Consider the following 12,910-nt stretch of genomic DNA (forward strand, 5'->3'; position numbering starts at 1 on the left):
GCGGCCCATGTCCCTCCACGACCTCGTCACCCTCACCACCGGCATCACCCTGCTGGCTTGTCTCCTGGCCGTGGTGGGCCTGCACACCTACGCCTCCGGCAGGGCCCAGCGCGCCGCCCTGGTGGACCGCCTCTCCTACACCGGCCAGGCCCCGCTCACCGGCCGCCGGCGCCGCTTCCGCAACCTGGACCGGCGGCTGCGCGGCACGGCGGTCGGCCGCCGCCTGGAACTCCGCCTTGCGGCAACCGGCCTGGACGTGACACCCGGCGAGTTCCTCGCCTACATGCTCGCCACCGTCGCGGCCCTCTGGCTCATCGGCCAGGCCGCCCTCGCCCCCTTCTTCGGCCCGATCGCCGGCCTGCTCGGCGTCTTCGCAGCCGTCCAGTTCCTCAACTGGCAGCGGCAGAAACGCATCGAGCGGTTCATCGCCCAACTCCCCGAACTGTCCCGCATCCTGGCCAACGCCACCCACGCCGGCCTTGCCCTGCGCACCGCGATCGGCATGGCGGCGGAGGAGCTGGAGGCCCCGGCGGGCGAGGAACTGGCCAAGGTCGCGGACCAGTTGGCGATCGGCCACGCCATGGACGACGCGCTCGGCGAGCTGGCCGACCGGCTCCCGTCCCGCGAACTGGTCGTCCTCGTCACCACGCTCGTCCTCGCCAACCGGGCCGGCGGCCAGGTCGTCTCCGCCCTGCGCAACCTCACCGAGACCCTGGAGGAGCGCAAGGAGACCCGCCGGGAGATCCGCACCCAGCTCTCCCAGGTGACGATGACGTCGTACGCCGTGCCCGTCCTTGGCGTCGGCGCCCTGTTCCTGATGAACGGGGTCAACGACGGCACCCTGGCCCGCATGACCGGTACCGGCCTCGGCCAGGCGGCGGTCATCATCGCCTTCGGGCTGTACGCCGTCGGCTTCGTGCTCATCCGCCGCCTCAGCCGCATCGACGTATAGGTAGGTGGTATGTCACATGGCACTCCTCCTGGCCCTCCTCATGGCCTTCGCCGTCTACGGCGTCTTCGCGGGCGTCCGCATGTACCGCGCCGACGCCAAGCTCCCCGCCGACCTGGCGATCGCCCTGGAGGTGGGCGCCACCCGTACCAGTGCCGCCAACTCCCTCATCGACCGCATGGGCATGCGGTACGCGCCCGCCGTGCTGCGCCTGATGGGCCCGCGCCAGGTGGCCAAGTACCGCCGCAGGATCGACCTGGCCGGCAACCCCGGCGGCCTGACCATCGACCGCTACGCGGCCCGCCGCGCCGTCTACGGCTTCCTGGGCGGCACCGGTTTCCTGGTCTTCCTGCTCCGCGGCCAGTGGCTGGTTGCCGTACTCCTCCTCGCTTTCGGCGCGTTTTGGACGGAGGTCGGCATCTGGTCCGCGATCCGCGCCCGCCGGGACGTCATCGAACGCACCCTCCCTGACTTCCTCGACGTCCTAGCGGTGGTGGTCGGCGCCGGCCTCGGCTTCCGCCAGGCCCTGGACCGGGTCGCCACGCACTACGAGGGCCCCTGGGCCGACGAACTCCGCATCACCCTCCGCCAGATGGACCTCGGCATGAGCCGTCGCCAGGCCTTCGCCGAACTCCGCCGCCGCAACGACTCCGAACAGGTGGCGATGTTCGTGACGGCGTTGCAGCAGGGCGAGGAGCTGGGCGCGCCGATTGTCGACACGCTGGTCGCCCTGGCCAAGGACATGCGCCGCACCGACGCCCAGAACGCCCGCCGCAAGGCGGCCCGGGCGGTACCGAGGGCCACCCTCATGATCACTACGTTCATGGTCCCGGCGACGCTGCTGCTGCTGGCCGCGGGCCTGCTGCTGGGCTCGGGGATCGACTTCGGGTCGGCCACGGGGAGGTAGGCGGAGGCGATGACCGTGACCATGACCGGCGAAGACGGGAAGAAGACCGCGATCCGCGCGAGCGCGAACGGCGAGGCCACGGCCCGGGCCACCGTAGTGGACGGCGAGCATGCGGAGCGGCCGGTCGAGATCCCCTCCACGGGCGCCACCGGGGTTACCGGCGCCACCGGCGTGACCGCCGAGGCCGTCGAAGCCCCCCAGGCCGCTGTGGCGGGCACAGCCCCCCCGGCCGCCGTGGCCAGCGAAGTCACCCTGGCCGCCGCCGGCGGCGAGAAGGTCGAGATCCGGGCCCTCCAGGCGATGTGCCGCCAGGTCTTCGGCTTCCGCCTGGCGATGATCGCCGTGGCGACCCCCGCCGCCCTCCTCAACGCCGTTCCCGGCCTCGGCGCCAGCCTGGTCGGCTCCGCCGTGGTCGTCACATTCATGGTCTCGTACGTCCTCTTCCGGGACTGGCAGCGCTTCGGCCCCCTCCTCCTGCGCCACCCCACCCTCCTGGCCGCCGACACCCTCTTCGGCTCCCTCCTCCTGATCTCGGCGGGCCCCGACACCACCCTCGCGTACGTCAGCGTCTGCACCCCCCTCCTCGCCGGCCTCCTCTACAGCTGGCGAGGAGCGGCGGTCTTCGCGTCCCTCCAGTCGCTGATCCTCCTCGTGGTGCAGGAGACGCTGGAGCACCACTCCGTGCCGGCCGAATCCCTTCTCCTCCCCGGCCTCTGTGTCATCACCGGCGCGATGGGCTCGACCCTGCGCAACCTCATGCTCCGCTTCGGCACCGCCACCAAGGCCCTGACCGAGACCCGGGCCCGCCTGGCCGCGAGCGAGGCGGCGAGCGCGGAACGCGCCCGGCTGGCACGGGAGATGCACGACTCGGTGACCAAGACGCTGTACGGCGTGGCGCTGGTCGCCGACGGCCTCGCGGCGTCGGCGGCCGTGTCCCCGGACCGCCTGGACCCGGCCCTGATCAGAGACCAGGCGGAACTGCTGGCGCGGGCGGCACGCCGGGCGGCGGCGGAGTCCCGCGAACTCCTGACGGACCTGCGCGAAGGACCGGAGGCCGACGTACTCTCCCAACTGGAGTCACTGACGACCGGCTTCACCGCGCGCACGGCCCTCCCTGCGAAGTACGACGGTCCCGCGTCCCCCGTTCCGCTCCCGCCCCCCACGGCCCGCCAACTGCTGGGCATCGCGGCGGAAGCCCTGGAGAACGCGTACCGCCACGCACACGCGACGAGGGTCGACGTACGGGCGGTCACCACCCCCACCCACCTGGTGGTGACGATCCACGACGACGGCCGGGGCCTGCCTTCGGACGCGTCCCTCGAAGACCTGCGCCGCACGGGCCACTTCGGCCTGCTCGGCATGACGGAACGGGCGGCGGCGGTGGGCGCCCGCATCCAACTGACCACCGACAAGGGCACGGAGGTCCGAGTGGAGGTGCCACTGCCATGACGGAGGAGACACGCGTCCCGCCCGTCCTGCGCGTCCTGGTGGTCGACGACAACCCGGTGATCCGCGCGGGCCTGACGGCTGTCCTCTCCGTGGCGGACGACCTCACGGTGGTGGCGGAGGCCGAGGACGGTCGCGCGGCCTACGAGGCGGCCCTGCACCACCGCCCCGACGTCATCCTCCTGGACGTCCGCATGCCCGGCGTGGACGGTATCGCGGTCCTGCCCCACCTGGTCCGCGTCGCCCCGGTCATGATGCTGACGTACAGCGACGGAACGGACCTAGTGCAGGAGGCGGTCCGGCTCGGCGCCGGAGGCTACCTGGTGCACGGCGAGTTCACGACACAGCAGCTGACCCAGGCGGTACGGGACGTGGGCCGGGGCCGCCCGCACTTCTCACCGACGGCGACGAACGCGTTGCTGGAGAACGTCAGAGGCAACGCGACTGCACACACAAAACCGCAACTGGGTGCTCTATCAAGGAGTTTTTTCCTCAAAGAACTTTCGCAACTGCAATCATCCATGAGACAGTCATCCCAGTCCCGGTTTAAACTGAGCAGCAGGGAGGCGGAGATCATGAACCTCATCGCGTCCGGCATGAACAACCAGCAGATAGCCGCCGTCTGCTTCATCAGCGAGAAGACGGTCAAGAACCACATCAACCGCATCTTCGCCAAACTCCACGCCGCCTCCCGCGCCCAGGCGACGGCCAAGTGGCTGGGGGTGGCCTGAGATGAACCGGGTGAATTGGGTCCGGATTTGGGTCCTGGGACCCTCCGCCGATGGGTATGTTCCTTCGTACGGTGCCAGGATCGGAACCGAACCCGGAGGGGAGCACCATGAGCGACCTGTTGCTGAGGATGCTTGTCGCAATACAGCGCCGTGCCGACGACCGGGGGCAGACTGCGGTCGAGTACCTGGGGATCATCGCGGTGGTGGTGGTGATCGTACTGGCCATCGTGGGTTTCGGTACAAACATCGCAGGGGACATTGTGGACGGGATCCGAGGCAAGATCGCCGACATCGTCGGCAGCTGACGAACCCGCGCGGAATCCGTGACGCAGGGCAGGCCTTTCCGATCTACATCACAGTGGTGGCCGCCCTGCTCTTTCTCGCGCTCGCATACTTCGCGGTCGGCCAGGCCGCGGTGAACCGGAACGGAGCTCAGACGGCAGCCGACGCGGCGGCGCTCGCCGCGGCCATGAACGAGCGTGACGAGCTCGCGGACCAGTGGGTGCAGAACGTGCTCGACCCGACCAAGTGGCAGGACATCTTCGACGGCAAGGTGGATGTCGCGCCATCCTGTTGGCGGGCGACCGACCTGGCCGCCCAGAACGACGCGACGGCACAGTGCGCATCTGAAGCGCCGCTGAGTTACGAGGTCGACGCCGAGACGAACAAGACCGTCGGCGACTCTGTCGTACCCGGCACCGAGAACATGAAGTCGACAGCACACGCCACCGCTGTGATCGAGCCGCTCTGCACGTTCACGCTGTCCGACGTCGACGGCGTTCTCCCCGAACTCACCTGCAAGGACCGGAACTGGACCCTGGACCCGGGTGACCTCACGGATCTCCCGGGCCCCGGGGACCTCTTCGACGTCCATCTGGCTGACTGACATGCGAACGACGATGGAAGAAAGAAGAGGAGCGATGAGCGTTCGGTTCACCGCGAAGACCCGCACCGGGATGATCGCCCTGACCCTTGCGGCCGGTCTGGCCCTGAGCGTGACCGGTTGTGGCGGTGGCGGTGGCGGTGGCGACGACAAGCCGCAGGCCTCGGCGTCCAGGAGCAGTGCGGCCGATCCGAGCACGCAAGAGGGTCAGTCGGCCGCCCCCCTGGCGGAGTTGCAGGGCTCGGATGGTCTCCTTCTCCAGATCACCTCCGCGCAACGTGACTCGGGCGGGTTCGTCACGGTGAACGGCGTTCTGAAGAACGACGGTGCCGGCACCGTCACCATCCCGTCCGCTCTCAGCGGCAACGAAACCGAGATCGTCAGGAACGGTTCGTCGCTAGGGGGTGCCACATTGGTCGACTCGCAGGGAAAGAAGCGGTACTACGTGCTGCGTGACACGGACGGTCGCCCATTGACCACGACCGGCTTCTCGTTCCTCAAGGCCGGCGCCAGCCTTGCCGTCTTCATGCAGTTCCCCGCCCCGCCCGCCGCCACCACCGAAGTCACCTTCCAACTCCCCACCTTCTCCAGCGGCACCATCAAGATCTCCGGGTGAGGCCGAAGTGACCACTCCACGCCTCTCCCTGACTCTGGGCGCCGCCACGCTCCTCCTCGCCGCGAACCTCTACGGCGCGACGACCGCCCGTGCCGACGGTGGCGACCCGAGCGTCCCCCCGGGCACGGAACCCTCCGCCAGCGCCCCCGTGAAGATCGACCCCACCGACCCCGACCTGAAGCTTCCCGAGGGCGCCACCCTCGCCGAGCCCAAGGTCCTGGACATCAAGTCGGTCGTGGAGGACCAGAGCGGTGACGAACGGCGTGAGGACACCAACGCGGACGTGACGTTCGCCCTCCAGGCCGAGGTGCTGTTCAGCAAGGACAGCGCGAAGCTCGGCGCGGCGGCGAAGGCGCGGATCGGGGCGATCGCCGACGAGATCAGGAAGCAGAACCCGACCCAGGTCCGCGTCTTCGGCTTCACCGACAACCTGGGTACCTCGGCCCACGGAGACGTCCTCTCCCGCCAGCGCGCCAACGCCGTACAGGCCGTCCTCGACCAGGACCTGAACGACCCGAACATCACCTTCGACGTCCGCGGCTACGGCGAGCAGTACCCGATCGCGGACAACTCGACGGAGGAGGGAAGGAAGAAGAACCGCCGGGTGGAGGTCACGTTCCCGCGGACGGAGAGCTGAGCGCGGTCAGCCGCAGCAGGGTCGGCGAGTGCTACTCCGCCTCGACCGTCACCCGCGCGCCCTTCCGCACTCCCCAGTCGGCCATGGCCCCCGCCTCCGCCTCCAGTACGTGCCGGGAACGAAGGCGAGGCCGGCCGAGGCGGCCCGGCGGCATCGTCCGCACGGCGATGACGTTCAGCCGGCGGTCCAGATAGGCGACGTCGATCGCCATCCGCATCCGGAACGTGTGGATCCCGTTGGCGGGCGAGAGCAGGATCGCGCCGTCAAGCCCGTCACGCCCCAGCAACCCTCTGGTGCGGGCGCGATACGACGTGGCGATCTCCAGCGGGACGGCGGCCACCCGCCCCCCGTCCCCGTGCACGACCAAGGTCCCCCGGCCGTCCCGCCAGCGCCCCACACCCCACCCCTTTCACGGTTGCGCCTCAGGTACTCGCACCGACCGTATCCACAACGCGGCGGCGGGTCCCTCCCCGGGGACCGGACAAGTGTCACCCGAGCGCGTGGAGATCGTTGGGAGGGTCAAGAGACGTCTAGCCCCACCTGGAGTCCCCTGGTGAACCGCCCCTCCTGGCTCCCTGGCGCACTGCTTCCGGCCGACTGCGGCCTCTCGTCGGCGAGGGACGCACATGGCTGACCGTCTGAAGGTCGACGGCACCGAACTGGACGCCTTCTTCAAGGACTTGAAGAAGGCGCAACAGTCCTTCACTGCGTTGCAGAAGGTGTTGCACGACCCGGGGGTCGACGGCCTCGGTACCGACGAGCTGGACAGGGCGTGCGACCGGTTCCAGGAGGACTGGCACTACGGTGCGAAGGAGATCGCCGAGCAGATCGGGCAGCTCACGGCCGTCACGAAGAAGGCGAAGGACGACTTCCACGAGGTGGACGTCGCCCTGGAGAAGGCGTTGGAGAAGGCACGGAGCAGGGGCGGGGGCAAGTGACCGCCGCGAACCCCTACCACCATCTCGGCTTCGACCCGGCGCCCGGCAGCACCGACCTGGTGCGGGACATCCACCGCAAGCTGTCCGACTGCGCCAAGGAGATGGAGAAGGCACACTCCAAGGTCACGAAGTTGATGAACGGCAGCTACTGGGAAGGCGACGCTGCCGTCGCCTTCCGTGCGCAACTGGAGACCGGCCCGCTGCCGCTCAACCTCAGGAACGGCGCCCACTCCGTCGACAAGGCGGCGAGGCAACTGGACCTCTGGGGCGCGGAGCTGGAGGAGTTCCAGCGGCGCGCGAAGAAGCTCGACGGCGAGGCGAGGGACGCCCGCGAGGCGTTGCAGCGCGCCCGGGGGCACGCGGACGAGGGCCACGAAAAGGTCGCGGCGGCGCAGGGGGACCTGGACGACGTGCTGAAGCGTGCCCGATCCCTCGCCGGCGAGCACGAGGAGACCGCGCGCAGGCGGGCCCGGCACATCGGCGACGCCACGCACAGACTGGTGCCGCACGAGCCGAACGCCTGGGACAGGTTCACCGACTGGCTGGGCGACAACCTTCCCGACATCCTCAGTGCGTGCGCCGCCGTGCTCGGCGTGATCGCCCTGCTGGGCCTCACGGCCGTCGCACCCTGGATGCTGTTCCTGGCGGCGGGCCTGCTCAGCGGAATGGCCTTCGGCCTGCGGATCAGCGACCCCGAAGTCCTGTCCTCACTGCAGGACGGCCTCACCAAGGGCGAACTGGACGTCGACTTCTGGGGCAACCTGCTGGGCGTCGCGGGGGACTTCCTGGGGATGCTGCCGGGGTTGGGGGCGGTGGCCAAAGGCAGCTACCTCGGGCTCCGTTCCGTAGGGGAGTCCGGTGAACTGCTTTCGCTCGTGGCAGAGGGCGACGAGGTGCTGAGTCTCGGGCAGAGACTGGCGAGGGCCGGAGCCAACGCCGGAACGTCGCTCAAGGCGGTCGGTTCCTCGATCAGGTCAGAGGCCGAAGCCGCTGGCGGGGCGGCCAGCTTCCTTGCCCATTCCCGCGTGTTCGGTGGCAGGTTGGCGCCGATTGTGGAGAAGATCGACAAACCCGCGACGATCTTGGGAGCCAGTACGGCTGTCTATGGCGTGACGAGCAGCTTTGTCGACACCCTGGACAACGATGCGGCCAAAACGGTCAGCAACCTTCTCGACGGACCCAGAACTCTGGGCATCGACGTCCCAGCGACCATGGGCGCCCTTCACTTCCTCTTGCGCGGTACAGGTGAAGCATCATGAACGGCGCTCCGTGCGTGATCGACGACTCGGCCAGGAACGTGGACGCCGACATCTGGTTCGCGTTGCCCCCGGGGTTCGTCCCACTTCCCCTCCAGGAACTGACGAACGCCGAGCGTGAACCTGCAGTGCTGCCGGCCGGACTCGATCCGGTGCTCCGGCTGGCCCAGCTGCTCCTCGAAGCAGGAACGGTGCACTGCTGCCTTGGCCTGCACGCAGATGACGAGGGAGACGGGAGTCCGCTGCTGTCGTTCTTCACGCTCACCTGGCGGGACACCGCATGGGCTCCGCGCAGCGTACTCGCGGCCCGCGCGGCAGCCGGAGCGGAGAGCGCCGAGCACATCGAGATGCTGGACCTGCCGTGCGGCTCCGCCGCGCTCGTGCAGACACGCACGACCGTGCCACCGGAACTGCACCTCGGTGCCCCGTGCGAACTGCTCCAGGCCACGGTCTACGTGCCATGTCCCGACAGCCGGCGCGTCGCGATTCTCTCGCTCGCCACGGCATCCGTCACACGAGCGAGGCACTACCGTGCCCTGCTCCAGGAAATCGCCGGCACGGTCAGCTTCGAGAACCCCCTCCCGGATGTAGCCGATGACGTACCCGACAAGGACTGACATGCCGCCCACGTATCCCACGGCCTGGGACGATCAGGCGACCCGCCGGGCCTGGACGAAGCTGTTGATCTGCGCCGCCCTCGGCCAGGTCCTGTGGCCTGCCGCCTGGGTCGCCTTGCTTGCGTGGTACGTGAGCATGTCGATCACCTGGACACTGTGGCTCTTCTTCGTCCCGATGGCCTACACGTTCTACCGGACGTTTCTCCAGTGGGCCTACTGGAGGGGAGCGTTTCGCGCCCGGCTCCTCCTGCGGCAGTACGCCTGGCAGATGTACGAAGCTCCGGAGAGCGGCATCGGCAACCTCCCCGGTGTCGGCAACGGCTACGCCTGGCTGAAGTTCCCCAACCCGGAGATGCCGGACCAGCAGGTGACGATGGTGATGTACTCACACGTGCGCTCCATCTGGTGGGGCGGACGCCTGGGCAAGCGGGCCAAAGCCGAACGGCAGGCGCAGGTACGGGAGATCTGGTTCGCCGGCGATCCCCGCTTCGCCGCCGTGCTCGCGGTACCAGGGCCCCGCCGCCTCTACGTCATCCATCAACGCCAGAGCTATAACCCTGGTCTCCCCGCCGACGCCCATGGAGCGGGTCCCGAGGCGCTGGAACTCGCCCGCCGGGCCGGGGTCCGTGTACCGGAGGTCAGCTCGATCGGCCCGTGACACCGATGCTCTGCCTGCCGGAACGCAATTCGGTTGTGACGCTCGCCTGCCCCGGGTAATACCTCCCCCATGACATCACTCGGCGCAGTCTTCCGTCCCCAGCTACCCCCCGAGCGGCTGCGGGACGTGGTTCGCGTTGCTGAGGGGGTGGGGCTGGAGGAGTTGTGGTTGTGGGAGGACTGCTTCAGGGAGGGTGGGATCTCCGCGGCGGCGGCCGCGCTCGCGTGGTCGGAGCGGGTGCGGGTCGGGGTCGGGCTGTTGCCGGTGCCGTTGCGGAACGTCGCCGTCACCGCGATGGAGGTCGCCGCGCTGCACCGGATGTTCCCGGGGCGCGCGGTCATCGGCGTCGGACACGGTGTGCAGGACTGGATGGGCCAGGTCGGCGCCCGCGCGGAGTCCCCGCTGACCCTGCTGCGCGAGCATCTCGACGCCCTGCGCGCGCTGTTGCGCGGGGAGCGGGTCACGGTGGACGGGCGGTACGTCCGGCTCGACGACGTCGCGCTCGACTGGCCGCCCGCCGGCGCCGCCGAGGTCCTCGCCGGCGCCGAAGGGCCCCGTACCCTCCGCCTGTCCGGTGCCGCCGCGGACGGGACCGTTCTCACCGCGGCCACCTCACCCGACGGCGTCCGCCGGGCCCTGCGGCTCATCGAGGAGGGGCGGCTGGCCGCGGGGCGCGGCGCGGACGAGCCGCACAGGGTCGTCGTGTACCTGCTGACCGCCACCGGGCCCGACGCCCCCGCCCGGCTCCGTGCCGAACTCGTCGCGGAGGGGCTGGAGTCCGTCCCCGACCTCGGTGTCGCCGGTGACGCGGGCACCGTCGCCAAGGCCGTGCAGCGGCTCGTGGAGGCCGGCGCCGACACCGTCATCCTCCAGCCGACGGCGGACGAAGCCGATCCCGAGGGCTTCGTACGGTTCACCGCGGAGGAGGTCCGGCCGCTGGTGCCGTAGCGCCACCGGCTGCCCGGCGTTGTCAGTGGCGGGTGCCACACTCGCCGTTATGACGACCGATGACGTTCGGCTGCGGCCCGTGCAGGACGACGACCTCGAAATCTTCCTTGCCTACGAGCACGATCCGGAGGCCGTCCGGCGGTCGAGGTTCACGCCCCGGCCCCGGGAGGCCTTCCTCCGGCACTGGCGGGAGCGGGTGCTCGGGGATCCGAGCGGCCTGGTGCGGACCGTCGTGGCGGACGGCGAGGTCGCGGGGAACATCGTCGCCTGGTGGGAGGGCGAGCGCCGGTTCACCGGGTACTGGCTCGGGCGGGCCTACTGGGGGAGAGGCGTCGGCAGCCGCGCCCTCGCGCTCTTCCTCCAGGAGGAGACCGTACGGCCCCTGTTCGCCGACACGTCCGCCGAGAACACCGCCTCCGTACGGCTGCTGGAGAAGAGCGGCTTCGTGCCGTGCGAGGACACGGAGCACCCCGTGGACGAGGGGTACCTGCTGCTCGTGCTGCGCGACCACGCCGCGGGGGCACCGTGATGCCCCCGCGGCGCGGTCGCCGCCCCCGAACCCGTCACGCCGTTCCCGTGGCGCGCGGATGGTCTCCCGTCGCCCCGTCGACCAGCTCCCGCACGATGTCCATGTGCCCGGCGTGCCGTGCCGTCTCCTCGATCATGTGGACGAGGACCCAGCGCAGCGAGACCTCGTGGTCCCGCCAGTCCGGGCGGCCCAGCGAGTCCAGCGGGCGTCCGGTGATCACCGCGTCGGACGCGGCGCGCGCACGGCCGTAGAAGTCGATGATCTGCCGGGTTGTCTCGCCGGGGCCGACGGACAGGTCGTCGTCGGTGTAGGGGTCGAACCACAGCGGCTCCACCTCGCCGCCGAAGGCCGAGACGAACCAGCCGTACTCCACCGACGCCAGGTGCTTGACCAGCCCCAGGAGGTTCGTGCCCGACGGCGTCATCGGGCGCCGCAGCTGTTCGTCGTCCAGGCCCTGCAGTTTCCACAGGACCGCGTCCCGGTGCCGGTCCAGGCTCGCGTGCAGGATTTCCTTCTCACCGGCCGTGTACGTGTCGTCGGTCGTCATGGCGGGTGAAATTAGCAGCGGGGACCGACAATCCGCTGCGATGCTGCGGCCATGGCAGAGCAGCGGACACACCGCACCTTCGAGGACCTCGTCGCCGAGGGCGCCGCCGTGCCGACCGAGGGGTGGGACTTCTCCTGGTTCGAGGGACGGGCCACCGAGGCGCGCCCCTCGTGGGGGTACGCCCGTGCGGCCGGCGGGCGTCTGGCCCGCGCCACCGCGGCGCTCGACATCCAGACCGGCGGCGGAGAGGTGTTCGACTTCGCCCTCGGCACGGCGGCCCCGGACCGGCCGCGGCTGCTCGCGGCCACCGAGGGCTGGCCGCCGAACGTCCCGAAGGCGGCCGCGCTGCTGGGCGCGCGCGGTGTGGTGGTCGTCGCCTCGCCCGAGGACGCCCCGCTGCCGTTCGCCGACGAGACCTTCGACCTGGTGCTCAGCAGGCATCCGGTGCGGGCCGATTGGGCCGAGATCGCGCGTGTGCTGCGGCCGGGCGGCACGTACTTCGCGCAGCACGTCGGGCCCGCCAGCGTCTTCGAGCTCGTCGAGTTCTTCCTCGGTCCGCAGCCGGAGGCCGTCCGTGGCGGCCGCCACCCCGACGCCGAGCGCGCCGCGGCGGAGGCGGCCGGGCTGGAGGTGTCCGGTCTGCGGGCGGAGCGGCTGCGGATGGAGTTCCACGACATCGCGGCCGTCGTGTACTTCCTGCGGAAGGTCGTGTGGATGGTCCCGGGCTTCACGGTCGAGGCGTACGAGCCGCAACTCCGCACCCTGCACCGGCGGATCGAGACGGAAGGGCCCTTCGTCGCGCACAGCTCCCGGCATCTTTTCGACGCCCGCAGACCGGCGCGCCGGCCGTGATCCACCGGCCTTGGAATGCCAGGCGGCGAAGAATGGCCAAGAACCGCCGTCCGGGTTTGCGGACACCCGCCCGGCCGAGCGGAAGGTGAAACGATCAAGGCGGGGCATCAGGGGATGCAATCGATCAATACGGTCAAGTCGCTCACTAGTTAGTGAATCTACGCATAAGTGAAGGGCGCCCCCCTCTGTTCATCTCTCATTTTCACAGCGTTCCCACATCGTTACCTCTTTTGCTTCGTATCACCCGATCGGCTCACGTAAGTTCAGACCAAGGCAATTCGCGTGAGCAAAGCTGCGCGGGCGGTACCGCGCAGAGGAGGGGGCTGCGCGGTGCCGCAACGCCCCGCTCGCTCCCGTCAAGGCACCGTTCGCACCCGGGGTAGCCCGTCGGGGGGA

17 protein-coding genes are annotated in these 12,910 nt (G+C 69.9%); 15 read left to right on the plus strand and 2 right to left on the minus strand.

The genetic code is table 11. From position 1 onward, the window contains the following. The first annotated feature begins 7 nt into the window (after positions 1-7). From ACZ4UV_RS17570 to ACZ4UV_RS17605, 8 genes are all read left to right on the plus strand, one after another. On the plus strand, positions 8-952 hold the full coding sequence (locus ACZ4UV_RS17570) for a type II secretion system F family protein (RefSeq protein WP_467838768.1): 945 nt from the start codon (positions 8-10) through the stop codon (positions 950-952). 16 nt (positions 953-968) lie between these two features. Next, entirely contained in the window at positions 969-1,856 is an 888-nt protein-coding gene (locus ACZ4UV_RS17575; protein ID WP_467838771.1) for a DUF5936 domain-containing protein, read from the plus strand. A gap of 9 nt (positions 1,857-1,865) precedes the next feature. Next, positions 1,866-3,305: a sensor histidine kinase gene (locus ACZ4UV_RS17580; RefSeq protein WP_467838774.1), complete on the plus strand. Its 1,440-nt coding sequence runs from the start codon at positions 1,866-1,868 to the stop codon at positions 3,303-3,305. After that, positions 3,302-4,033: a response regulator gene (locus ACZ4UV_RS17585; protein WP_467838777.1), complete on the plus strand. Its 732-nt coding sequence runs from the start codon at positions 3,302-3,304 to the stop codon at positions 4,031-4,033. The genes ACZ4UV_RS17580 and ACZ4UV_RS17585 overlap by 4 nt, the downstream gene beginning before the upstream one ends. 107 nt (positions 4,034-4,140) lie before the next feature. Next, positions 4,141-4,338, plus strand: a complete 198-nt coding sequence (locus tag ACZ4UV_RS17590) for a hypothetical protein (RefSeq protein ID WP_467838780.1) — start codon at positions 4,141-4,143, stop codon at positions 4,336-4,338. After that, entirely contained in the window at positions 4,335-4,919 is a 585-nt protein-coding gene (locus tag ACZ4UV_RS17595) for a pilus assembly protein TadG-related protein (protein ID WP_467839395.1), read from the plus strand. Before ACZ4UV_RS17590 ends, ACZ4UV_RS17595 begins: the two co-directional genes overlap by 4 nt. Positions 4,920-4,953: 34 nt before the next feature. After that, on the plus strand, positions 4,954-5,532 hold the full coding sequence (locus ACZ4UV_RS17600) for a hypothetical protein (protein ID WP_467839398.1): 579 nt from the start codon (positions 4,954-4,956) through the stop codon (positions 5,530-5,532). 7 nt (positions 5,533-5,539) lie between these two features. Then, entirely contained in the window at positions 5,540-6,169 is a 630-nt protein-coding gene (locus tag ACZ4UV_RS17605) for an OmpA family protein (RefSeq protein ID WP_467838782.1), read from the plus strand. Between the two features lie 31 nt (positions 6,170-6,200). On the opposite strand, the gene ACZ4UV_RS17610 is transcribed toward ACZ4UV_RS17605, so the two are convergent. Continuing rightward, a complete protein-coding gene (locus ACZ4UV_RS17610) occupies positions 6,201-6,566 on the minus strand; it encodes a DUF192 domain-containing protein (protein ID WP_467838785.1) in 366 nt (121 codons plus the stop codon). 229 nt (positions 6,567-6,795) lie between these two features. Between ACZ4UV_RS17610 and ACZ4UV_RS17615 the strand changes: the two genes are divergently transcribed. From ACZ4UV_RS17615 to ACZ4UV_RS17640, 6 genes are all read left to right on the plus strand, one after another. After that, complete coding sequence (locus ACZ4UV_RS17615; protein ID WP_390046506.1) at positions 6,796-7,107, plus strand: hypothetical protein; 312 nt, start codon at positions 6,796-6,798, stop codon at positions 7,105-7,107. Next, positions 7,104-8,366, plus strand: a complete 1,263-nt coding sequence (locus tag ACZ4UV_RS17620) for a hypothetical protein (RefSeq protein WP_451021238.1) — start codon at positions 7,104-7,106, stop codon at positions 8,364-8,366. Before ACZ4UV_RS17615 ends, ACZ4UV_RS17620 begins: the two co-directional genes overlap by 4 nt. Then, positions 8,363-8,980 carry a hypothetical protein gene (locus ACZ4UV_RS17625; RefSeq protein ID WP_467838790.1) on the plus strand — a complete coding sequence of 206 codons (618 nt, stop codon included), beginning with the start codon at positions 8,363-8,365 and terminating at the stop codon, positions 8,978-8,980. Before ACZ4UV_RS17620 ends, ACZ4UV_RS17625 begins: the two co-directional genes overlap by 4 nt. Before the next feature lies 1 nt (position 8,981). Then, the gene (locus ACZ4UV_RS17630) at positions 8,982-9,638 is read left to right on the plus strand and encodes a hypothetical protein (RefSeq protein ID WP_467838793.1); all 657 of its coding nucleotides are present in this window, start codon (positions 8,982-8,984) and stop codon (positions 9,636-9,638) included. 69 nt (positions 9,639-9,707) lie between these two features. Continuing rightward, positions 9,708-10,586, plus strand: a complete 879-nt coding sequence (locus ACZ4UV_RS17635) for an LLM class flavin-dependent oxidoreductase (RefSeq protein ID WP_467838795.1) — start codon at positions 9,708-9,710, stop codon at positions 10,584-10,586. Between the two features lie 49 nt (positions 10,587-10,635). Further along, complete coding sequence (locus tag ACZ4UV_RS17640; RefSeq protein ID WP_451022964.1) at positions 10,636-11,115, plus strand: GNAT family N-acetyltransferase; 480 nt, start codon at positions 10,636-10,638, stop codon at positions 11,113-11,115. A gap of 34 nt (positions 11,116-11,149) precedes the next feature. On the opposite strand, the gene ACZ4UV_RS17645 is transcribed toward ACZ4UV_RS17640, so the two are convergent. Next, on the minus strand, positions 11,150-11,662 hold the full coding sequence (locus ACZ4UV_RS17645; RefSeq protein WP_451022963.1) for a DinB family protein: 513 nt from the start codon (positions 11,660-11,662) through the stop codon (positions 11,150-11,152). A gap of 51 nt (positions 11,663-11,713) precedes the next feature. Between ACZ4UV_RS17645 and ACZ4UV_RS17650 the strand changes: the two genes are divergently transcribed. Next, complete coding sequence (locus ACZ4UV_RS17650; RefSeq protein ID WP_451022962.1) at positions 11,714-12,514, plus strand: class I SAM-dependent methyltransferase; 801 nt, start codon at positions 11,714-11,716, stop codon at positions 12,512-12,514. Positions 12,515-12,910: the final 396 nt, after the last annotated feature.

The organism is Streptomyces sp. NPDC028289 (genome assembly GCF_055565975.1).

Bases quoted from the DNA above. Each gene is read 5' to 3' on its own strand.
- ACZ4UV_RS17570 (WP_467838768.1), top strand. From the start codon at position 8: ATGTCCCTCCACGACCTCGTCACCCTCACCACCGGCATCACCCTGCTG.
- ACZ4UV_RS17575 (WP_467838771.1), top strand. From the start codon at position 969: ATGGCACTCCTCCTGGCCCTCCTCATGGCCTTCGCCGTCTACGGCGTC.
- ACZ4UV_RS17580 (WP_467838774.1), top strand. From the start codon at position 1,866: ATGACCGTGACCATGACCGGCGAAGACGGGAAGAAGACCGCGATCCGC.
- ACZ4UV_RS17585 (WP_467838777.1), top strand. From the start codon at position 3,302: ATGACGGAGGAGACACGCGTCCCGCCCGTCCTGCGCGTCCTGGTGGTC.
- ACZ4UV_RS17590 (WP_467838780.1), top strand. From the start codon at position 4,141: ATGAGCGACCTGTTGCTGAGGATGCTTGTCGCAATACAGCGCCGTGCC.
- ACZ4UV_RS17600 (WP_467839398.1), top strand. From the start codon at position 4,954: ATGAGCGTTCGGTTCACCGCGAAGACCCGCACCGGGATGATCGCCCTG.
- ACZ4UV_RS17615 (WP_390046506.1), top strand. From the start codon at position 6,796: ATGGCTGACCGTCTGAAGGTCGACGGCACCGAACTGGACGCCTTCTTC.
- ACZ4UV_RS17625 (WP_467838790.1), top strand. From the start codon at position 8,363: ATGAACGGCGCTCCGTGCGTGATCGACGACTCGGCCAGGAACGTGGAC.
- ACZ4UV_RS17630 (WP_467838793.1), top strand. From the start codon at position 8,982: ATGCCGCCCACGTATCCCACGGCCTGGGACGATCAGGCGACCCGCCGG.
- ACZ4UV_RS17635 (WP_467838795.1), top strand. From the start codon at position 9,708: ATGACATCACTCGGCGCAGTCTTCCGTCCCCAGCTACCCCCCGAGCGG.
- ACZ4UV_RS17640 (WP_451022964.1), top strand. From the start codon at position 10,636: ATGACGACCGATGACGTTCGGCTGCGGCCCGTGCAGGACGACGACCTC.
- ACZ4UV_RS17645 (WP_451022963.1), bottom strand. From the start codon at position 11,662: ATGACGACCGACGACACGTACACGGCCGGTGAGAAGGAAATCCTGCAC.
- ACZ4UV_RS17650 (WP_451022962.1), top strand. From the start codon at position 11,714: ATGGCAGAGCAGCGGACACACCGCACCTTCGAGGACCTCGTCGCCGAG.